Origin of the sequence: Paraburkholderia tropica, from assembly GCF_914484835.1 — a bacterium.
Taxonomy (GTDB): Bacteria; Pseudomonadota; Gammaproteobacteria; order Burkholderiales; family Burkholderiaceae; genus Paraburkholderia; species Paraburkholderia tropica_A.
The window spans coordinates 15,228-34,957 of record NZ_CAJZAR010000092.1; the positions used below are offsets into that span (position 1 = coordinate 15,228).

Sequence of the window (19,730 nt, forward strand, 5' to 3'; positions counted from 1 at the left end):
TCCCGTCCGCTCCGCCAGAATCAAAGCCCGCTGGAAGTTCCAGCGGGCTTTTTTCTTTTCCGCCGCCAGTTTCTTCTCGCGCGCTCTTTCTCCTCCGATCTTTGGTGCGGCGCAGTCCTACGGGCTGTTCGTCGACGCGTACGGACAAAATGCCATTGCCTGAGGCGGCGCGTTATCGTAGCGTTGTCGAAACTCCGAATTTCCGCGATTGCCGCGTTGCCTCCCATGTTCGCACCGAACGACATTCCGTCGCGCTTCCAGCTGCGTCACGCCACCATGGACGACTTCGAGTTCGCCGAGTCGCTCACGCGGCGGAACATGGGCGGCTATTACCAGCGGCATCATCTGATCTGGCGCGGCGATCTGTTTCTCGCGAGCTACCGCGAATCGGAGAATTTCATTCTCGAACTCGACGGCGAAGCGATCGGCGTGCTGCGCGTGACGCAGGAGGGCGATTCGCTGCATATCCGCGATGTGCAGATCGCCGAGGGCTATCGCGGCAACGGTGCGGGCACCTTCCTGCTCGACATCTCGCATCAATGGGCGCGCGAGCGCGGTCTGCGCGAATTGCAGCTGCGCGTGTTCGTCGATAACCCGGCGGCGCGGCTGTATCTGCGCAAGGGGTATCGGGTGGCGGGGCCGCGGCTCGCGCGGCTGGGCTCGATCCGGCACATGACGCGGCTGGTCTGAGCGCGGTTTTGCGCGTATCTGGCGGCCGTTGGCAGCCGCTGACAGCCGCGCTGGCCGTTGAGCGCGCAATGAACGCGTGCGTCGCGCGTGTCAGTCGTCCGGCGCTTCGAGCGGTTCGTCGTTCGCCGAGTGGGTTTCGTCGAGATCCTGTTCGCGGTCGTCGGTGCCGCGTGCGATAAAGGCCCGCGGACTTTCACCGAACGCGCGCCGGAACATCGCCGAAAACGCGCTCTGGCTTTGATAGCCGAGTTCCTGCGCGACGATCGACATCGGCTTGCCCTGGTTCAGCAGCGGAATCGCGCGCGCGAGGATCGCCTGCTGACGCCACTGCGAAAAACTCACGCCCAGTTCCAGCCGGAACAGCCGCGCAATCGTGCGTGTGCTGGCGCCTACGTGTGCGGCCCAGTATTCGAGCGAGCCGGGACCGGCCGGATCGGCGAGCAGCGCCTCGCAGAGCGCGCGCAGACGCTTTTCCTCAGGCATCGGCACCGCGAGCGGCAGAGGCGCCGAGCGCGTGATCTCGTCGAGCGCGACCGCGCCGAGCAGACGCTCGCGCGCCGGTGCGATGCCTTGCTCGTCGAAGGCGGCGATGGATTCGCGCAGCAGCCCCGACACCTCCACGACCCGGCACGCGTCGAGCCCGGCCGGAATCACCGACTGATCGACATACAACGTGCGCAGAAACGCGTCCTCGACGATCGCCACTTCGTGCGTGACGTGCGGCGGCACCCAGATCGCGCGCGACGGCGGCACCATCCACGTGGTGCCGGGCGTGGCCATGCGCAGCACGCCGCGCGACGCATACGCGAGTTGCGCCCACGCATGCGTGTGCTTCGAGATGCGCACGCCGGCAGCCATCGGCCGCGAACGCACGCGGATCGGATGCTCGAGGTTCGGCGCGAACTCGGGCGGGATCTGGGCGAACGTCGCCGAAAGGGCATCGGTCGCGTCGATGGCGGGGGCGTCGGCGGTCATGGCGTGCGGGCGTATGGCGGGTACTGATGGGCGAGAACAGGTGCGCGAAGAGGTGCGAGAACAGGTGCGCGAACAGCTCAGATTAAGTGCTTCATTGTAGGCGCGTGCGCGGATCGGCGCGCAGCCGTGCCGATGCAACGCCGAAGCGCCGCACGCAAACATTTTGGGCATCGCATAATGCTGCGGATATCAGGAGCAAGGAGCGGAATCCATGAAATACGTGTTCGTCTACGGCACGCTGCGCGCGGGCGAGATCAACGACATCAACCTCGCGGCGGATCGCAACGCGATCGCGCGTCCGCGTCATCTCGGGCTTACGTCGCTGTCGGGTCGGCTGTTCGACTTCGGCACGTATCCGGGCATGGTGGCCGGCGCGCACGATGCTGCTGCGAAGCAAGCGGATCAACAGGCGCGCGTAGTCGGCGACGTCTACGAAATCGACGATGCGCTGCTGGCCGTGCTCGACGAAATCGAGCAGGTGTATCCGGGCGTCGACGGCCTGTTCGTCTCGAAGGCCGTGAGCATCGAAGTGCAGGGCGAGCGCATCGACTGCCTGTACTATCCGGTCGCGCCGGGTGCGGTCGCGGGCCGTCCCGAGATCGCGAGCGGCGACTGGGTGGAGCATCGGCGCGCGCGTTAAAGCCCGAACCTCACGCTCGATAAGAGAGCCAAAAACACGAAGGCCCGGCGGACTCCCATCCGCCGGGCCTTTTTTCATCGGCGTATCGCGTCAAGCGAAGCCGATCAGATTTCCTCGTACAGCGGCAGCGTCAGGAATTCGACGAAGTCTTCCGACGTCGACATCTGTTCGAAGATCTGTGCGGCGCGCTCATACGGCTTCGTATCGCCGCCGACCACGCCCTTCACCTTGTCCAGTTCCTGCGGGATCAGTTCGCGCACGAGTTCGGCCGTGACCTTGCGGCCGTCGTCGAGCTTGCCCTTCGGCGAGCGGATCCACTGCCACACCTGCGAGCGCGAGATTTCGGCGGTCGCGGCGTCTTCCATCAGGTTGTGGATCGGCACGCAGCCATTGCCCGCGAGCCACGAACCGAGATAGTGGATGCCGACGTTGATGTTGTTGCGCAGGCCCGTTTCGGTGATCGGCGCTTCCGGGCGGAAGTCGAGCAGATCCTTGTTCGTCACGTTGACGTCGGGGCGCTGCTTGCCGATCTGGTTCGCCTTGTCGCCGAGCACCTTCACGAACTCTTCCATCGCGATGGGCACGAGACCCGGGTGCGCGACCCAGCCGCCGTCGTAGCCGTCGCTTGCATCGCGCGCCTTGTCCGAACGCACTCCGCCCATGGCCTTGTCGTTCGCGGCCGCATCGTTCTTGATCGGAATCAGCGCGCTCATGCCGCCGATCGCCGGTGCATTGCGCTTGTGGCAGGTCTTCAGCAGTTCGAGCGCGTAGGCGCGCATGAACGGCACGGTCATCGTGATCTGCGAGCGGTCCGCGAGGCAGAAGTCCGCGTCCTTCTTGAACTTCTTGATCGCCGAGAAGATGTAGTCCCAGCGGCCCGCGTTCAGGCCCGAGCTGTGTTCGCGCAGTTCATAGAGGATTTCGTCCATCTCGAACGCGGCAAGGATCGTTTCGACCAGCACCGTCGCGCGGATCGTGCCGCGAGGAATGCCCACGCCTTCCTGGGCCGCGACGAAGATGTCGTTCCACAGGCGCGCTTCGAGGTGGCTTTCCATCTTCGGCAGATAGAAGTACGGGCCGCTGCCGCGCGAGAGCAGCTCCTTCGCGTTGTGGAACAGGTAGAGCGCGAAGTCGAAGATGCCGCCCGACACGCGCTGGCCGTCGACCGTCACGTGCTTTTCGTCGAGGTGCCAGCCGCGCGGACGCACGATCAGCGTGGCGGTCTTGTCGTTGAGCTTGTACGACTTGCCGTTCTGTTCGAGCGAAATCGTGCGGCGCACCGCGTCCTTGAGGTTGATCTGGCCGGTGATCTGGTTGTCCCAGTTCGGCGCGTTCGAATCCTCGAAGTCGGTCATGTAGGAATCCGCGCCCGAATTCAGCGCGTTGATGATCATCTTGCGCTCGACCGGGCCGGTGATTTCCACGCGGCGGCATTCGAGATCCTTCGGCAGCGCGGCGATTTTCCAGTCGCCTTCGCGGATCGACTTCGTATCCGCGAGGAAGTCCGGGCGCTCGCCCGCGTCGAGGCGCTGGGTGCGCTCGACGCGCGCCTTCAGCAGTTCCTGGCGACGCGGTTCGAAAGCGCGGTGCAGCTTCGCGACGAGTTCGAGCGCCTCGGGCGTGAGGATCTGTTCGAAGCCGGGTTGGATCTCGGCCGTGATCTGCATGCCTTGCGGCAGTTGCAACGTGTTCGCCATTTGCTAACTCCTTGGTCGGTCAGATGTGAATGCGTGATGTGCTGCTATCCGTGCTCGCTGAGCGATGCCGTCACGCGCCCGGGCTGGGGCGGGGGCGGCTTCGTTCGGCGGGCGCGGCGGTTTCGATGAAGGCGGCCAGTTCAGCCATGCCGCCGCCGGTGCCGTGCGGCGCGACGCCGAGTTCCTCGGCGGGCAGTCGCTGGCGGTTGATCCAGAACGTGGTGTAGCCGAACCAGCCGGCGCCCGCGGCGTCCCAGCCATTCGACGATACGAACACCATCTCGCGCGCGGCCGCGTCGAACGCGGCCGTGCCGAGTGCGTACGCGGCGGCGGCGGGCTTGTAGGCGCGCACGGCGTCCACGGAGAGCACGTGGTCGAACAGGCCGTTCATGCCCGCGCTCTTGACCGCGATGTCGAGCATCTGCGGATTGCCGTTCGAGAGGATTGCGAGACCCGTGCGGCTGCCGTCTTCGCGCGGCTCGCGCAGGCGGCGCAGCACGGGCAGGACGTCGGGGAAGGCGGAGAGGCAGGCGTATTCGTCCATCAAACGCTTTTCGCCGGCGCCCGTGAGCGCGAGGTTCAGACGGCGCGCGGCATAGCGCAGCGCGTCGAGCGTGATGTCCCAGAACGGCTTGTAGCGCGCACCAGCGGGGTCCGAGAGCGTGCGCAACTGCGTGTATTCGATCTGCTTGAGGCGCCAGAGCTGCGAGAGCGCTTCGCCCTGGCCCGGGAACATCTGCTCGGCAGCGGCGACGACCGAATGGACGTCGAACAGCGTGCCGTACGCGTCGAAGATCACAGCCTTGGGAAAATGAGTTGTCGTTGTGGCCGACATAGCCTTGCACTCCGTCGTCAGAGGTCGAGGTGAATTGTATTCATGAGGTGGATTGCTGAAAAAGGCGGGATTGATCACTTGATCTTTTACTTTTACCCACCTAATCTGACGACCATTCGCTTTTTTGCAGCCATTTGCGCTGCGCAATCCGGCTCCTTTTTTCTCCAGATGGATCGATTCAAGCAAATCGAGACCTTCGCGATCGTCGCCGCGAAGGGCAGTCTTTCGGCGGCCGCGCAGGCCGAAGGCGTCGCGCCCGCGATCATCGGACGCCGTATCGACGCGCTCGAGGAACGCCTCGGCGTGAAGCTGTTCGTGCGCACTACGCGGCGCATCACGCTGACCTTCGAGGGCTCGGCGTTTCTCGAAGACTGCCAGCGCATCATTCACGACATGCAGAACGCCGAGGCGAGCGTCTCGGCGGGCGGCGTGAAGGCGAGCGGGCACCTGCGCGTGTCGGCGCCGGCGGGTTTCGGACGGCGCCACGTCGCGCCGCTCGTGCCCGATTTCACGGTTGCGCACCCGGACGTGACGATCACGCTCGATCTCTCGGACCGGCTCGTCGATCTGGTCAACGAAGGCTTCGACTGCGCCGTGCGTCTGGGCGAATTGCCCGACTCGTCGCTGGTCTCGCTGAAGCTCGGCGAAAACCGCCGCGTGGTCGTGGCCGCGCCCTCGTATCTGTCGCGGCGCGGCGAACCCGAAACACTCGCCGATCTGGCGCGCCACAACTGCCTCGCGTTCGGCGCGAGCGCAAACCAGCAGCGCGGCTGGACCTTCCAGCAGGACGACAAGGTGGTGCAGATCCGCGTGGGGGGCACGATGGAGTGCTCGGACGGCGCGGTGCTGCACGAGTGGTGTCTGGCGGGCCACGGTCTCGCGTGGCGCTCGTGGTGGGAAGTCGGCGAGGACATTGCGGCGGGCCGGCTCGCGCGCGTGCTCGACGCTTACGCCGCGCCGCCCATCGGCATTCATGCCGTGTTTCCGCAGCGCCGGCACCTGCCGTTGCGCGTGCGCCTCTTTCTCGACTTTCTCAAGCATACGTACGGTCAACCAGGTTACTGGGGCCAGGACTGACGGCGTCGGTCTCGCTTTCTTCGGCTTGCTTTGTCATCGCGCGCGGCGGGATGTGGGTGTTTCCGATATGGGGAGATGCCCGCATGCCCGCCGCGCCGCGTTTTTTAGCGCACTACAATCGGCACATGAGATCGGCGCATGAGTCGGCAGCGCACATGAACACGGAGGGCGTCATGTTCAAGCACATCCTCGTTCCGACCGACGGCACGGATCTGTCGAAAAAAGCGATCGACGGCGCGATCGCGCTCGCGCGCACGGTAGGCGCGCGCGTCACGGCCTACGCCTGCATGCCGCAATATCCGTACTCGCCTTATCCCGATGACATCGCCATCGAGCTTCCCGGCGACTTCCAGACGCGCAGTGAGCGAGAGGCGCGCACGCATCTGCAGGAAGTCGAGGAGGCGGCGCACAGCGTGGGCGTGGCGTGCGACAGCTGCACCAGCGTCCATCCTTCGCCTTATCTCGGCATTATCGAAGCCGCCGAAAACCGGGGCTGCGACGTGATTTTCATGGCCTCGCACGGGCGCCGCGGCCTGGGTAGCCTGCTGATCGGCAGCGAGACCCAGCGCGTGCTCAGTCATACGAAGATTCCGGTGATCGTGTATCGGTGAGAAACGGGGCGGCGTTCTGTCGGCGTGTGTCTCGTGTTCTTGTTGTTTTGCCGGTGTCTCTCAGGTCGCTTTGATCGTGCGGACGTTCGGCGCGCGTCCGGCGGTTGCGGCGGCCGGCATGCCCCGCCAAGGTTTCGCAGGCCGGCCGCCGCGCCGCGGACGGCGCCAGAACGGGCGAGGGCACCCCAAACCCTCGCCAGCGGTGGTCTTACGCCACCTTCTTGTCGAAGAACTGCTCGTCTTCCGTCGAACCGTGCAGCGCCGTGGTCGACGCGTTGTGCTCGACCGTCTGCGTCACGGCGTCGAAGTAGCCCGTGCCCACTTCGCGCTGATGCTTCACGGCGGTGAAACCCTTCTCGGCGGCGGCGAACTCGGCCTGCTGGAGTTCCACGAACGCGCTCATGTTCTGGCGCGCATAGCCGTGCGCGAGGTTGAACATCGAGTAGTTCAGCGAGTGGAAGCCCGCGAGCGTGATGAACTGGAACTTGTAGCCCATCGCGCCCAGCTCGCGCTGGAACTTGGCGATCGTCGCGTCGTCGAGATTCTTCTTCCAGTTGAATGACGGCGAGCAGTTATACGAGAGCAGCTTGCCCGGGAATTCCTTGTGGATCGCCTCGGCGAACTGCTTGGCGAACGCCAGATCCGGCTTGCCCGTTTCGCACCAGATCATGTCGGCGTATGGCGCGTAGGCGAGACCGCGCGAGATCGACTGATCGAGGCCGTTGCGGGTGCGGAAGAAGCCTTCCACGGTGCGCTCGCCCGTGAGGAACGGCTTGTCGTTGTCGTCGATGTCGGACGTGACCAGGTCGGCGGCTTCCGCGTCGGTGCGGGCGAGCAGCACGGTCGGCACGCCGCAGACGTCGGCGGCCAGACGCGCGGCCGTCAGCTTGGCGATGTTTTCGCGCGTCGGCACGAGCACCTTGCCGCCCATGTGGCCGCACTTCTTCACCGAAGCGAGCTGGTCTTCGAAGTGCACGCCCGCGGCGCCGGCTTCGATCATCGCCTTCATCAGTTCGAACGCGTTCAGCACGCCGCCGAAGCCCGCTTCAGCGTCGGCCACGATCGGCTGGAAGAAGTCGGTGTAGCCTTCGTCGCCCGGATTCTTGCCTTCGGACCACTGGATCTGGTCGGCGCGCGTGAGCGTGTTGTTGATGCGCTTGACCACTTGCGGCACCGAATTGGCCGGGTAGAGCGACTGGTCCGGGTACATTTCTCCCGCGAGGTTGGCGTCGCCCGCGACTTGCCAGCCCGACAGATAGATCGCCTTGAGGCCGGCCTTGACCTGCTGCATCGCCTGATTGCCGGTGAGGGCGCCCAGCGCGTTGATGAACGGCTCGGTGTTCACGCCCTTCCAGAGCTTTTCCGCGCCTTGCTTCGCGAGCGTGTGCTCTGGCTGGATCGAACCGCGCAGGCGCACCACGTCTTCAGCCGTGTAGTTGCGCTTGACGCCCTTCCAGCGCGGATCCGTATCCCATTGCTGCTGGAGTTGCTGTGCTTGCTGTTGACGAGTCGACATGGTGCGCTCCTTCTGTTTACCTGATAGATGAACCGCTGATCGGAACTGCTGAACCGGTGAACGTCGCGAAGCCAGTGTCTCGTGGGTGCCTGGAGGCGTTTCGTTTCGCGAACTCTTATATAAGAGTCTAGGCAAACCGATGCGCCGGCAACAGGGCGGCAATGGGGATTTTTGTGGTTTTTTAAATGAATAAAATCAATATGTTATGACGTACGTTTCGCGATAAGAAACGCAATTTTCCATCTTGCAATGGCCCGGTTTGTGCCACGCAGCACGAGATTTTACGAAGCAAAAAAATTTTTCGTATCGTGAAATTCTGTCTGCGGACAAAAAAAGACCGGTGACAAAGCACCGGTCTTTTTATTGGCTGCGGGCGCGAGGGCGGTGTTGACCGCCGCTCGACGCCGTTTTCAGCGTTGCTTAGCTGTCGCGACGTGCGCCACGCGGGCCGCCGTCACGGCGGCCGCCGCCGAAGCCTTCGCGCGAACGGCCGTAGCCGTCGCCGCGCGGCTGGCCGTAGCCGCCACGATCGCCGCCTTCGCGGCGCGAGGCGCCGTAGCCGCCTTCACGCTGGCCGTAGCCGCCGCGCGAATCCGACGACTTGTTGCCCCAGCTGTTGCCGTTGCGGTCGCCTTGCGGACGATCGCCTTGCGGACGGTCGCCGAAGCTGCGCTCGCCGTTGCCGTTGCCGCCGCCGTAGCCGCCACGGTTGTTGCCGTAGCCGCCACCCGGCTTGCCGCCGAAGCGACGGCCGCCGCCGTTGCCGCCGCCCGGACGGCCGCGGCCGCCAAAGCCACGGTTAGCCGGCGGTGCCTTGCGCGGCTCGAAGCCTTCGACGACGTTGACCGGCAGCGTGCCGCGCACGAAACGCTCGATGCGCTTGAGCGCGCCTTGCTCGGCGTGGTGCACGAGGCTCACTGCGGTGCCCGAACGGCCCGCGCGACCCGTACGGCCGATACGGTGGACGTAGTCTTCCGCGAACTTCGGCAGGTCGTAGTTGAAGACGTGCGTGATGCCCGGGATGTCGATGCCGCGTGCCGCGACGTCGGTCGCGACCAGCACGCGCACGCGACGCTCGCGCAGTGCGCGGATCGTGCGGTTACGCGCGCCTTGCGGCAGGTCGCCGTGCAGCGCGGCGGTTTCGAAGCCGGCGTCGGCCAGCTTGCCCGCGAGTTGGTCCGCGTCCATCTTGGTCGCCGTGAACACGACGGCCTGGTCGAGCTTTTCGTCGCGCAGCAGATGGTCGAGCAGACGATCCTTGTGATCGCGGTCGTCGACGTAGTGCACGGTCTGGGCGATGTTCGAGCTCGCTTCGATCTTGCGGACGATTTCGATACGCTCCGGGTCCTTCAGCAGACGGCCGGTGATCGAAGCGATCTTGCCGTCGAGCGTGGCCGAGAACAGCATCGTCTGACGCGTTTCGGGCGTGGCGGCGACGATCGTGTCGATGTCGTCGATGAAGCCCATGTCCAGCATGCGGTCGGCTTCGTCGAGCACGAGCATCTTCAGCTCGGACAGGTCGATACGGCCGCGCTCGAGGTGGTCGAGCAGACGGCCCGGCGTCGCCACGAGGATTTCGGGGTTCTTGGCGAGCAGCATCAGCTGCTGGCCGTAGGCCACGCCGCCGAGAATGCTGACGGTGCGCAGGCGGCGCAGGTGCTGGCCGTACGTCGAAGCGGCCGTCGTCACCTGCATGGCGAGTTCGCGCGTCGGCGTGAGGACGAGCAGGCCGGGGCGTGCCACCGGCTGCGGACGGCGTTGCGGGCGGCGATCGGCTTGGCCGTTCGCGCCTTGCGGACGCGGCTCGCGCGGCTGCGCGGCTTGTGCCTTCTGGATCTGCGCGAAGCGCTCGATGGCAGGCAGCATGAAGGCTGCGGTCTTGCCCGAACCGGTCGGGCTGGAGACCAGCAGGTCGCGGCCCGCGATGGCTGCAGGAATGGCGCGTTCCTGAACCGGCGTCGGAGCCTTATAGCCCGCTGCGGTCAGCGCGGAGACGATCTCCGGCGACAGACCGAGCGACGCGAACGTCGGACCTTCCGGCGTGTCGGCGGCAGGCGCGGCGCCTTCAGCGGCGGCGGCGACAGGCTGCTCGAGGCCGAGGGCGTCGTTGGCGATCGCGTCGAGGGGGCTTTGGGTATTGCTCGAAGTCATGAAAATCCTTGGTACACAGGAAATAGAACGTCGGCGCCAATCGGCATACCCAAGTCGTCGGATTGTGCAAACAAATCGAAAAACGGGGGCAATCCGCACACGGGGGCGGATTTTCGTTAGAAGCTGTTTTGGGTGCGGCTCAGCCCGGATTGGCCAACCGCCAGCCTGATACTTGACGGCCCGGAAGCAGGGCCACGGCAGGGAGGGACAGGTTCTAAACTGGATTGGAGCTTAAACGCTACGTGGCGTTGGGCTGATCGCAAAGGCGACCGGAGCGCAACGCAGCGGAGATTATATCTCGTTTTGTTGCAGCGCGCCAGCGTTGTGACGGGCGAACGGATACTTGCACGCGGATCGGTGCAAAAGAGGGTGCGAACAACGGGAAATCGGCGGGAATCCGGGGCGGCCGGGCGTAGGGCTTCGGCCGTGCGGGTCGTGCTGCGTATTGCTGCTTATTGCCGCTTATTGCTGCTTCGTGTGCCGCGTCGCCCCCCGCGCCTCGCTGGTTCAGCTTGCCGCGCCGCTCTTGAGCGACTCGACGAGTTCCACGTACTGCGTCTTCGCCGTGTCCTGCGCGGTGCCTTGCAGTGCGGCCCAGGCGTCGTACTTATATTTGCCGACGATGTCGGTGAAGCCCGGCTTGTCGCCGCGCACGTCGCCTTCGCTGGCCTGCTTGAACAGCGCGTACAGACGCAGCAGCGTCAGGTTGCCCGGGCGCTCCGACAGCTTCTGCACGTCTTCCTGGGCCTGCGCGAATTGGGCGTTGATATCGCTCATTGTGGTTTCCTCCGCTTGAAATCGATCGAGTCCGACGATGGTAGCAGCGACATCTGTCATGGGGCTGGAACGATTCCTCCACTCTAGAAGGTGTCAGGCTGTCGGCGTGGGCGGCGCGCAGCGCGCATGCCTGGGCGGCGACTGGGCGAGGGCGCCGCATTACAATAGCGGTCATGACTGAAACCGTGCTGCTTGCCATCGATACCTCGACCGAATTCTGTTCGGTCGCGCTGCTTCGCGCCGCCGCGCCCGCGAGCGGCGAATCTGCCCAGAATCCGGCTCAGAACGCCGCTCAAGAGCCGTCCGCGCCGCGCGTCTGGGTGCGGCATGAAGCCACAGGGGCCGTTTCCAGCACGCGCCTGCTGCCCGCGATCGGCGAAGTGCTCGCCGAAGCCGGACTCGCGCTCGCCGACTGCAACGCGATCGCCTTCGGCGCAGGACCCGGCTCGTTCACGGGCTTGCGCACCGCCACGGGCGTCGCGCAAGGCCTCGCGTTCGGCCTCGATATTCCGGTCGTGCCGGTGAGCACGCTGCTCGTCTGCGCGGAAAGCGCGCGCCAGCGCGATCCGTCGGCGACGCGCGTGCTGGCGGCGCTCGATGCGCGCATGGACGAAGCCTATTGGGCCGATTACGCGTGGGACGCGGCGGCGGACGACTGGCAGACGCTGCGCGCCGCCTCGCTCGATGCACCCGAGGGCATCGTCGCGCCGGATGCGCCGTTCACGCTCGCGGGCAACGCGGCGGCGGCCTTCGGCTCGCGCCTCACGGCGGCCACGACCGCGCGCGTGATCGACGCCGAGGCGCTGCCGCACGCCGTGCCGCTCGCGCATGCCGCGCTGCGTGCGTTCCGCGCCGGGCGCACCGTGCCCGCCGACCAGGCCGCGCCGGAATACATCCGCAACAAGGTCGCGCAGACCACGGCCGAGCGCCTCGCCGCCAAGTCGGCCGCGTCCGGGGAGGGCCGATGAGCGGCGTCCTGATGACCGACCGCTATTTGTCCCAGATGACCGAAAGCGATCTCGACGAGGTCGTCGTCATCGAGAAGTCGGCGTACGAATTTCCGTGGTCGCGCGGCAATTTCGAGGATTCGCTGCGCAACGGCTACTACGGCATCTGCATGCGCCACGTGACCGGCACGCTGATCGGCTATTGCGTGCTGATGCCCGTGGTCGACGAGATGCATCTGCTCAATCTGTGCGTCGCGCCGCAGGCTCAAGGCGCGGGCGCGGGGCTCGCACTGCTGCGCGAAGGCGTGCGGATGTCGCGCGCACAGGGGCTCGAAGGACTGCTGCTCGAAGTGCGGCCGTCGAATCATCGCGCGATCCGCCTGTACGAGCAGTTCGGTTTCGTGACCGTCGGGCGGCGCAAGAATTACTATCCGGCCCGTCACCACACCCGCGAGGACGCGATGGTGATGCGTCTGACTTTTGCAGAGGAGGGCGCGGATGGCGCTCGATGAATACGCGCTCGAGGAGCTGGGGCTCGCGCCGCGCTGGGTGCGCAAGGGCGCGGCGGCTGATGCAGGCGTCGCGGCCGAGGCTGGAACGGCGGTCGCGCGCGATGTGACGGAAGCCGCGCCGCCGGTTGAGGCGGTTGTGGCGCGCGCCGAAGCGCCGACGCAGGCACAGACGCAAGCACCTTCGCCGGCGCCGATGCCGCGTCGCGAGCCTGCCGCCACCGCCGCGCCGCACGCGCAGCCCGAGACGCGCGAACCCGCGCCGTCCGAAGCGAAGCGTGTGCAACCTGCGCAGTTCGCTCAGTCCGCTCAGTCCGCGCAACCCGCCGCCGACGAACCGCCGCCTTTCACCGAAGACGATTTCGCGTGGTTCGACTCAGTCGCCGAGCCGGTGCTGCCGCAGGGCATGGACGCGCCCGCGCGCGCGCCGCGCGACGACATCGCGACGCTCGACTGGGACACGCTCGCCGAACGCGTCAAGTCGTGCGAGCGCTGCCGTCTGTGCGAGAAGCGCACCAACACCGTGTTCGGCGTAGGCGACCGCGAAGCCGACTGGATGCTGATCGGCGAAGCGCCCGGCGAGAACGAAGACCGTCAGGGCGAGCCCTTCGTCGGCCAGGCGGGCAAGCTGCTCGACAACATGCTCCACGCGCTCTCGCTCGCGCGCGAAGATAACGTGTACATCGCCAACGTCATCAAGTGCCGTCCGCCCGGCAACCGCAATCCCGAGCCGGACGAGGTCGCGCGCTGCGAGCCGTATCTGCAACGCCAGGTCGCGCTCGTGAAGCCGAAGATCATCGTCGCGCTCGGACGCTTCGCCGCGCAGAGCCTGCTGAAGACCGACGGCAGCATCGCGTCGCTGCGCGGCCGCGTGCACGAGTACGAAGGCGTACCGGTGATCGTCACGTATCACCCGGCGTATCTGCTGCGCAGCCTGCACGACAAGTCGAAGGCGTGGGCCGATCTGTGCCTCGCGCGCGATACGTGGCGCAAGGCGGCGGGCGGCGAGTCGTGAACGCCGACGGGTGCGGCGGGGCGCGCCTCGCGGTGCCGAACGCGATGTCCGACACCGCGCGCGATCCGCTGGCCCGGTACGCCGATCCGGCCGTGCGCGATCTCGCGTGGCTGCTGCTCAGCGCCGATTTGTTGCGCGCGCAACCTCACGCGCCGCTCGCGCAGCCCTGCGCCGATGCCATCGATGACGCCGACGGTAAATCCGCGCACGCCGTCGCCGACTGGCTCGCGCAACTCGACCGCGATCCGTCCAGCCTGCATGCGCTGCTCGAAGCGGCGCATCTCACCCGCCTTGGCCGCTACGCCGAAACGCTGCTCGCCGCGTGGCTGACGCTCGGCCCCGCGCCGCGGCTCGTCGCCGCCAATCTCGCGCTGCGGCATGCGGGCCGCACGCTCGGCGAGTGCGATTTTCTCGTCGAGACCGCCGATGGCAGCAAGCTTCATTGGGAGCTGGCGGTGAAGTGCTATCTGCATGCGGACATGCAGGAGGCGCGCGCTGGCCGTCTCGCGGATTTCGTCGGGCCGAATCTGCGCGACCGCTTCGACTGGAAGTACGTGCATCTGCTCGATCATCAATTGCGGCTGACGCAGCGCGAGGAGTTTGCGGCGCTGGGTCGCGGCGGTCCCTGGCTCGCGCAGATGTTCGTGAAGGGCTGGCTGTTCTATCGCGCGGATTTGCACGCTGACGATACGGCGGCGAGTGCGCCGGAACTCGCGGCGGAGCACGGGCGCGGCTGGTGGATTACGCAAGCCGAATGGACCGCATTCGCCGAGCGTCACGGCGCGGATGGCTGGAGTGTGTTGCCGCGCCTTGCGTGGCTCGCGCCGCGTCACCTCGGCGCGCATGAATTCGCGGATCGCGAACGCGCCGATATCGCAACTAACAGCCAGTCCAGTACGGCGAGCGAGAGTGGGAGAGAGGTTGGTGGCGGTGCGGGCGAGGGTGGCGTGGCCGGAGCGTCGGCTCGCAGGGTGGTTGGCGAGCCAGTCAGTGACTCGGCGGGGCAGTTGCCTGGTGAATCGGCCACTGCATCGGCCGACGAAACACCCACGAGAAAAACTGAAGACGACGGCGGCTTCCTCAGCCGTCTCGCCGTTGCGCGCCCAACCGATGCCGCGACACTATTCGCGCATCTGCCGCGCAAGCACGATCCGGTGATGGTCGCCGCTTTCGTCGCCGATGGCGCGGGCGGCTATATCGAGCGCTCGCGTGGTTTCATCGTCCCCGACGACTGGCCCGAGCGGGCCCGCGCCTTCGCGCTGCAATAAACCGTGCGTCGCGGCGCTTACCACCAGCGCCAGAAGTGATGCACCGGCCCCACGCCGTGACCGACCTCGAGCCGGTCGCTTGCTTCCAGCGCGCCGGTGAGATAGGTCTTCGCCTGCGCGACCGCATCCGCGAGCGTCGCGTTCTGCGGCCACAGCGCGGCAATCGCCGAGGACAGCGTGCAGCCCGTGCCGTGCGTATTCGTCACCGGCACGCGCGGTCCGCCCAGACGCAGCGTGCCGCCGGCTTCGATCAGCCAGTCGGGGCTGTCGTCGCCGCCGAGGTGGCCGCCTTTCATCAGCACGGCTTGCGCGCCGAGCGCGCGCAGGCGTTCGCCTTGTTCGACCATCGCGGCTTCGTCGGTGGCGGCGTCGATGCCGAGCAGCGCGGCCGCCTCCGGCAGATTCGGCGTGACGATGCCCGCGAGCGGCAGCAGTTCCTCGCGCAGCGCCGCGACGGCTTCCGGCGCGAGCAGCGCGTGATTGCTCTTGGAGATCATCACCGTGTCGAGCACGACGCGCGGCGGCTTGTGGCGGCGCAGCGCATCGGCCACGGCGCGCACGATCGACGCGTTGGCGAGCATGCCGATCTTCACGGCGTCGATGCGGATGTCGTCGAACACGGCGTCGAGCTGCGCCGTCACGAAGGCGGCGTCGGGCGCGTGGATCGCGGTCACGCCGCGCGTGTTCTGCGCGGTCAGCGCGGTGATCACGCTCGCGCCGTACGCGCCGAGCGCGGAGAAAGCCTTGAGGTCGGCCTGGATGCCCGCGCCGCCGCCCGAATCGGAGCCGGCGATCGTGAGGACGTGGGAAATCGGTGAGGTCATGGCAGCGTCGCGAAGGCGTCGCGCGCGCATCGCTCCGAAACCTCGAAGACCGCCGCGCGGACGCTGAAAAGTTCGATGAAGAAGACGACGGCGGCGCCGTGGCGCGGCCGGTCAGTGTCCGTGATTTTCGCCGATCAGCGCGACCGAGTCGAACGCGCGCTGATTGGCCTGGTGGCGCCGCATCACGAGCCACATCATCAGGCAGACGAAGGTGCCGAACAGCACGATCACGATGGTCACCGGCACGTCGAGCCAGACGAGCACGGCGTAGAGGCAGAGCATCACGAGCACCGAGAGGTTCTCGTTGAAGTTCTGCACGGCGATCGAGTGGCCGGCGGACAGCAGCACGTGGCCGCGATGCTGGAGCAGCGCGTTCATCGGCACGACGAAGAAGCCCGACAGCGCGCCCACGACCATCAGGAACACATAGGCGAACAGCAGGTATCCCGGAATGCGCATGTGGCCGATATGCAGGCCCCAATGCGGCGGAAAGAGATTGCGCGTGTAGAACGCCATCAGCATGACGGCGATGCCCATCAGAATGCCGACCGGCAGCACCGAGAGCGACTTCTTGAGCGGAATGCGCGCGGCCGCAATCATCGCGCCGGCGGCCACGCCCACGGCCACCACGGCCTGCAGCACGGCGCCTTCCGAGAGCGACATGCCGAGCGAGACTTCGGCCCATTTCAGCACGATGAACTGCAGCGTCGCGCCCGCGCCCCAGAACAGCGTCGTGACGGCGAGCGAGATCTGGCCAAGCTTGTCGTGCCACAGCGTGTTGAAGCAGTCGGCGAAGTCGGTGATGAGGCGGATCGGGCCGTGCTGCTGGCGCGGATAGCGCGCGCCGGTGTCGGGGATACGCAGATTGAAGAGGGCGGCGATCACGTAGATGGCCATGATCACGAGCATCGCGGCTTCGGCCGGCGTGTTGATCGATGCGGGCGTGTGGCGGATCACGTGGGCAGCGATGTGCGGGCTGATCAGCGCGCCGCCGAGCACGGTGCCCAGAATAATGGAGCCGACCGTGGTGCCCTCGATCCAGCCGTTGGCGGCGACGAGCCGTTCGGGCGGCAGCAGCTCCGTCAGAATGCCGTATTTGGCGGGCGAATAAGCCGCCGCGCCGAAGCCCACCACGCCATACGCGAGCAAGGGATGCGTGCCGGCCAGCATCATGGCGCAGCCCACGACCTTGATCGAGTTCGTGATAAACATCACTTTGCCCTTAGGGCGGGAATCAGCAAAGGCGCCGACGAATGCGGCTAGAACGACGTAGGAAAGGACGAAGAACAGCTTGAGCAGCGGCGTCATCCAGTTCGGGGCGTGAAGGTCTTTCAGCAGTGCAATCGCAGCGATCAGGAGCGCATTGTCGGCCAACGACGAAAAAAACTGCGCGGCCATGATGGTGTAAAAGCCTTTTTTCATCTGATGCGATGCTGTCCTCTCGCGGTCCGTCCGCCCCGGACGGGTGGGAGGCATCCGGGCTTATTACGTTCGAAATGGGTTGTGCGCAGGGCTTTATATCACGAAAATAGCTGCATTCGGACTAGCACATTCCTTGACCGCCCATCAGGCGGGCCTGCCGGGCGCTGAAAACACCCTGTAAGCTCCTGATTCGAAAGCGTCTTTACGAAAATCTCCCATGCCGCGCCCCCTCTCAGCCACGATCCACACCGCCGCTCTCGCGAATAATCTCTCCGTCGTCCGGAAATACGCGCCGAAGTCGAAAATCTGGGCCGTGGTCAAGGCCAACGCTTACGGGCACGGGCTCGCGCGCGCGTTCCCCGGCCTGCGCGCCACCGACGGCTTCGGCCTGCTCGACCTCGAAGAAGCCGTGAAGCTGCGCGAGCTCGGCTGGGCCGGTCCGATCCTGCTGCTCGAAGGCTTCTTCCGGCCGACCGACATCGACGTGATCGACCGTTACAGCCTGACGACCGTCGTCCACTGCGACGAGCAGATGCGCATGCTCGAAATGGCGCGCCTCTCGAAGCCTGTTAACGTGCAGCTCAAGATGAATAGCGGCATGAACCGGCTCGGCTACACGCCCGAGAAATACCGCGCCGCGTGGGAGCGCGCCCGTGCCGCCGCCGGCATCGGTCAGATCACGCTGATGACGCACTTCGCGGACGCCGACACGCCGCGCGGCATCGGCGAAGCGATGGAAACGTTCGAGCGCGGCGCGCACGGTATCGCGGGCGCGCGCAGCCTGGCGAATTCGGCGGCCACGCTCTGGCATCCGTCATCGCATTTCGACTGGGTGCGGCCCGGCATCGTGCTCTATGGCGCGTCGCCCTCGGGCGTGGCGTCGGCGCTCGACGGCACCGGCCTGCAACCGGCGATGACGCTCGCCTCCGAGCTGATCGCGACGCAGAACGTCGCCGAAGGCCAGTCCGTCGGCTACGGCTCGATCTTCACGGCGCGCAAGCCGATGCGCATCGGCGTGGTGGCCTGCGGTTACGCGGACGGCTATCCGCGCGTGGCGCCCGAAGGCACGCCCGTGATCGTCGACGGCGTGCGCACGCATGTCGTCGGCCGCGTGTCCATGGACATGCTGACCGTCGATCTCACGCCGGTGCCGGGCGCGGGCATGGGCACGCGCGTCGAGCTGTGGGGCGCGAAGCTGCCGATCGACGACGTGGCCGCCGCGTGCGGCACGATCGGCTACGAGCTGATGTGCGCGGTCGCGCCGCGCGTGCCGGTGCGCGCGGAATAAGCGGGCAAAAAGCGGCCAAAAGCGCAGCGGGTCGAAAGCGAGAACAAGACAAAGGCGGTATGGCAAAAAGCATGGCAAAGGTTAAGACGCTCTATATCTGCACCGAATGCGGCGGGCAGGCGCCGAAGTGGCAAGGCCAGTGCCCCGCGTGCAGCGCGTGGAACACGCTGGTCGAAAGCGTCGCGGAGCCCGCGGGCAATCACCGTTATCAGGCGCTCGCGAAAAGCGCGCCGGTGCGGCGTCTGGCCGATATCGAGGCATCCGACGTGCCGCGCTTCACGTCCGGCGTAGGCGAGTTCGACCGCGTGCTGGGCGGCGGCCTCGTCGCGGGCGGCGTGGTGCTGATCGGCGGCGATCCGGGTATCGGCAAGTCGACGCTGCTGCTGCAATCGCTCGCGGAAATCGCGGCCGACCGCCGCGCGCTCTATGTGAGCGGCGAGGAATCGGCGGCCCAGATCGCGTTGCGCGCGCAACGTCTCGGCTTGCTCGAAAAAGGCTCGAAGATGAGCGAGCTGCAACTGCTCGCCGAAATTCAGCTCGAAAAGATCCAGGCGACCATCGAGACGGAAAAGCCCGACGTCGCCGTCATCGACTCCATCCAGACGATCTATTCCGAAGCGCTGACGTCCGCGCCCGGCTCGGTCGCGCAGGTGCGCGAGTGCGCGGCGCAGCTCACGCGCATCGCCAAGCAGTCGGGCACGTCGATCATCATGGTCGGCCACGTGACGAAGGAGGGCAACCTCGCGGGTCCGCGCGTGCTGGAACACATCGTCGACACGGTGCTGTATTTCGAGGGCGACACGCACTCGTCGTTCCGTCTCGTGCGCGCGTTCAAGAACCGCTTCGGCGCGGTCAACGAACTGGGCGTGTTCGCGATGACCGAGCGCGGATTGCGTGGCGTTGCCAATCCTTCAGCACTCTTTCTCTCGCAACACGAGCAGAGCGTGCCGGGTTCGTGCGTGATGGTGACGCAGGAAGGCTCGCGGCCGCTGCTGGTGGAAGTGCAGGCGCTGGTCGACACCGCGCAGGTGCCGAATCCGCGCCGGCTCGCGGTCGGGCTCGAACAAAACCGGCTCGCGCTGCTGCTGGCGGTGCTGCATCGACACGCGGGCATCGGCTGTTTCGATCAGGACGTTTTCCTGAACGCGGTGGGCGGCGTGAAGATCACCGAGCCGGCCGCCGACCTCGCCGTGCTGCTTTCGATTCATTCGTCGATGCGTAACAAGGCGTTGCCCAAGGGTCTGATCGTTTTCGGCGAAGTCGGCCTGGCCGGCGAGATCCGGCCCTCGCCGCGCGGCCAGGATCGTCTGAAGGAGGCCGCGAAGCTCGGTTTCACCTGCGCGCTGATCCCTCGCGCCAATGCGCCGAAGCAGCCGATCGAGGGCCTGAACGTGATCGCGGTCGAGCGTATTGAGGAAGCGATCGACCGGGTGCGCGAACTGGAGTGATATCGATGCGGCAGGCATGCTCTGTCGCGTAATGATTGGT

The 19,730-nt window shown here is 66.2% G+C and carries 18 protein-coding genes; 10 read left to right on the forward strand and 8 right to left on the reverse strand.

From position 1 onward, the window contains the following. Nucleotides 1-225: 225 nt before the first annotated feature. Complete coding sequence (locus LDO54_RS34360) at nucleotides 226-690, forward strand: GNAT family N-acetyltransferase (RefSeq protein ID WP_224016758.1); 465 nt, start codon at nucleotides 226-228, stop codon at nucleotides 688-690. A gap of 90 nt (nucleotides 691-780) precedes the next feature. On the opposite strand, the gene LDO54_RS34365 is transcribed toward LDO54_RS34360, so the two are convergent. Next, nucleotides 781-1,665: an AraC family transcriptional regulator gene (locus LDO54_RS34365; RefSeq protein WP_224016760.1), complete on the reverse strand. Its 885-nt coding sequence runs from the start codon at nucleotides 1,663-1,665 to the stop codon at nucleotides 781-783. Nucleotides 1,666-1,876: 211 nt separating this feature from the next. Here LDO54_RS34365 and LDO54_RS34370 point away from each other — a divergent pair, with 211 nt between their 5' ends. Continuing rightward, complete coding sequence (locus LDO54_RS34370) at nucleotides 1,877-2,305, forward strand: gamma-glutamylcyclotransferase family protein (RefSeq protein WP_224016763.1); 429 nt, start codon at nucleotides 1,877-1,879, stop codon at nucleotides 2,303-2,305. Nucleotides 2,306-2,409: 104 nt separating this feature from the next. Here the strand turns inward: LDO54_RS34370 and aceB are convergent, their stop codons facing one another. Both aceB and LDO54_RS34380 read right to left on the reverse strand, forming a co-directional pair. After that, the gene (gene aceB / locus LDO54_RS34375; protein WP_224016765.1) at nucleotides 2,410-4,002 is read right to left on the reverse strand and encodes a malate synthase A; all 1,593 of its coding nucleotides are present in this window, start codon (nucleotides 4,000-4,002) and stop codon (nucleotides 2,410-2,412) included. Between the two features lie 70 nt (nucleotides 4,003-4,072). After that, entirely contained in the window at nucleotides 4,073-4,837 is a 765-nt protein-coding gene (locus LDO54_RS34380; protein WP_224016767.1) for a haloacid dehalogenase type II, read from the reverse strand. A gap of 168 nt (nucleotides 4,838-5,005) precedes the next feature. Here LDO54_RS34380 and LDO54_RS34385 point away from each other — a divergent pair, with 168 nt between their 5' ends. Next, nucleotides 5,006-5,914, forward strand: a complete 909-nt coding sequence (locus LDO54_RS34385; RefSeq protein WP_224016769.1) for a LysR family transcriptional regulator — start codon at nucleotides 5,006-5,008, stop codon at nucleotides 5,912-5,914. Nucleotides 5,915-6,087: 173 nt separating this feature from the next. Then, complete coding sequence (locus tag LDO54_RS34390) at nucleotides 6,088-6,525, forward strand: universal stress protein (protein ID WP_224016823.1); 438 nt, start codon at nucleotides 6,088-6,090, stop codon at nucleotides 6,523-6,525. 208 nt (nucleotides 6,526-6,733) lie between these two features. Here the strand turns inward: LDO54_RS34390 and aceA are convergent, their stop codons facing one another. The 3 genes from aceA to LDO54_RS34405 form a co-directional block, all read right to left on the reverse strand. After that, nucleotides 6,734-8,041 (reverse strand): isocitrate lyase, encoded by a 1,308-nt coding sequence (gene aceA / locus LDO54_RS34395; protein ID WP_224016771.1) that lies wholly within the window; start codon nucleotides 8,039-8,041, stop codon nucleotides 6,734-6,736. Nucleotides 8,042-8,461: 420 nt separating this feature from the next. Then, a complete protein-coding gene (locus tag LDO54_RS34400) occupies nucleotides 8,462-10,192 on the reverse strand; it encodes a DEAD/DEAH box helicase (protein ID WP_224016774.1) in 1,731 nt (576 codons plus the stop codon). A 507-nt stretch (nucleotides 10,193-10,699) separates the two neighbouring features. Continuing rightward, nucleotides 10,700-10,969 (reverse strand): acyl-CoA-binding protein, encoded by a 270-nt coding sequence (locus tag LDO54_RS34405; protein WP_224016776.1) that lies wholly within the window; start codon nucleotides 10,967-10,969, stop codon nucleotides 10,700-10,702. 173 nt (nucleotides 10,970-11,142) lie between these two features. On the opposite strand from LDO54_RS34405, the gene tsaB reads away from it, so the two are divergent. From tsaB to LDO54_RS34425, 4 genes are read left to right on the forward strand one after another with little or no spacing between them, the layout of a single operon-like run. Beyond that, nucleotides 11,143-11,937, forward strand: a complete 795-nt coding sequence (gene tsaB / locus LDO54_RS34410; protein ID WP_224016779.1) for a tRNA (adenosine(37)-N6)-threonylcarbamoyltransferase complex dimerization subunit type 1 TsaB — start codon at nucleotides 11,143-11,145, stop codon at nucleotides 11,935-11,937. Next, entirely contained in the window at nucleotides 11,934-12,428 is a 495-nt protein-coding gene (gene rimI / locus LDO54_RS34415; RefSeq protein ID WP_224016781.1) for a ribosomal protein S18-alanine N-acetyltransferase, read from the forward strand. Before tsaB ends, rimI begins: the two co-directional genes overlap by 4 nt. Further along, on the forward strand, nucleotides 12,415-13,440 hold the full coding sequence (locus LDO54_RS34420) for a uracil-DNA glycosylase (protein ID WP_224016783.1): 1,026 nt from the start codon (nucleotides 12,415-12,417) through the stop codon (nucleotides 13,438-13,440). The genes rimI and LDO54_RS34420 overlap by 14 nt, the downstream gene beginning before the upstream one ends. Beyond that, nucleotides 13,437-14,708 (forward strand): DUF1853 family protein, encoded by a 1,272-nt coding sequence (locus LDO54_RS34425; RefSeq protein ID WP_224016785.1) that lies wholly within the window; start codon nucleotides 13,437-13,439, stop codon nucleotides 14,706-14,708. The genes LDO54_RS34420 and LDO54_RS34425 overlap by 4 nt, the downstream gene beginning before the upstream one ends. Before the next feature lie 17 nt (nucleotides 14,709-14,725). Here LDO54_RS34425 and thiD read toward each other — a convergent pair whose 3' ends face one another. Together thiD and lplT are read right to left on the reverse strand one after the other, a co-directional pair. Next, nucleotides 14,726-15,532, reverse strand: coding sequence for a bifunctional hydroxymethylpyrimidine kinase/phosphomethylpyrimidine kinase (gene thiD / locus LDO54_RS34430; RefSeq protein WP_224016788.1), 807 nt, complete (start codon nucleotides 15,530-15,532; stop codon nucleotides 14,726-14,728). A gap of 111 nt (nucleotides 15,533-15,643) precedes the next feature. Further along, nucleotides 15,644-16,954, reverse strand: a complete 1,311-nt coding sequence (lplT, locus tag LDO54_RS34435) for a lysophospholipid transporter LplT (protein ID WP_224016790.1) — start codon at nucleotides 16,952-16,954, stop codon at nucleotides 15,644-15,646. A 217-nt stretch (nucleotides 16,955-17,171) separates the two neighbouring features. Between lplT and alr the strand changes: the two genes are divergently transcribed. Beyond that, nucleotides 17,172-18,242: an alanine racemase gene (alr, locus tag LDO54_RS34440; protein WP_224016792.1), complete on the forward strand. Its 1,071-nt coding sequence runs from the start codon at nucleotides 17,172-17,174 to the stop codon at nucleotides 18,240-18,242. 71 nt (nucleotides 18,243-18,313) lie between these two features. Next, complete coding sequence (gene radA, locus LDO54_RS34445; protein ID WP_224016794.1) at nucleotides 18,314-19,690, forward strand: DNA repair protein RadA; 1,377 nt, start codon at nucleotides 18,314-18,316, stop codon at nucleotides 19,688-19,690. Nucleotides 19,691-19,730 lie beyond the last annotated feature (40 nt).

Coding starts and splice junctions, on each gene's coding strand:
- LDO54_RS34360 (WP_224016758.1), top strand. CDS start 226: ATGTTCGCACCGAACGACATTCCGTCGCGCTTCCAGCTGCGTCACGCC.
- LDO54_RS34365 (WP_224016760.1), bottom strand. CDS start 1,665: ATGACCGCCGACGCCCCCGCCATCGACGCGACCGATGCCCTTTCGGCG.
- LDO54_RS34370 (WP_224016763.1), top strand. CDS start 1,877: ATGAAATACGTGTTCGTCTACGGCACGCTGCGCGCGGGCGAGATCAAC.
- aceB (WP_224016765.1), bottom strand. CDS start 4,002: ATGGCGAACACGTTGCAACTGCCGCAAGGCATGCAGATCACGGCCGAG.
- LDO54_RS34380 (WP_224016767.1), bottom strand. CDS start 4,837: ATGTCGGCCACAACGACAACTCATTTTCCCAAGGCTGTGATCTTCGAC.
- LDO54_RS34385 (WP_224016769.1), top strand. CDS start 5,006: ATGGATCGATTCAAGCAAATCGAGACCTTCGCGATCGTCGCCGCGAAG.
- LDO54_RS34390 (WP_224016823.1), top strand. CDS start 6,088: ATGTTCAAGCACATCCTCGTTCCGACCGACGGCACGGATCTGTCGAAA.
- aceA (WP_224016771.1), bottom strand. CDS start 8,041: ATGTCGACTCGTCAACAGCAAGCACAGCAACTCCAGCAGCAATGGGAT.
- LDO54_RS34400 (WP_224016774.1), bottom strand. CDS start 10,192: ATGACTTCGAGCAATACCCAAAGCCCCCTCGACGCGATCGCCAACGAC.
- LDO54_RS34405 (WP_224016776.1), bottom strand. CDS start 10,969: ATGAGCGATATCAACGCCCAATTCGCGCAGGCCCAGGAAGACGTGCAG.
- tsaB (WP_224016779.1), top strand. CDS start 11,143: ATGACTGAAACCGTGCTGCTTGCCATCGATACCTCGACCGAATTCTGT.
- rimI (WP_224016781.1), top strand. CDS start 11,934: ATGAGCGGCGTCCTGATGACCGACCGCTATTTGTCCCAGATGACCGAA.
- LDO54_RS34420 (WP_224016783.1), top strand. CDS start 12,415: ATGGCGCTCGATGAATACGCGCTCGAGGAGCTGGGGCTCGCGCCGCGC.
- thiD (WP_224016788.1), bottom strand. CDS start 15,532: ATGACCTCACCGATTTCCCACGTCCTCACGATCGCCGGCTCCGATTCG.
- lplT (WP_224016790.1), bottom strand. CDS start 16,954: ATGAAAAAAGGCTTTTACACCATCATGGCCGCGCAGTTTTTTTCGTCG.
- alr (WP_224016792.1), top strand. CDS start 17,172: ATGCCGCGCCCCCTCTCAGCCACGATCCACACCGCCGCTCTCGCGAAT.
- radA (WP_224016794.1), top strand. CDS start 18,314: ATGGCAAAGGTTAAGACGCTCTATATCTGCACCGAATGCGGCGGGCAG.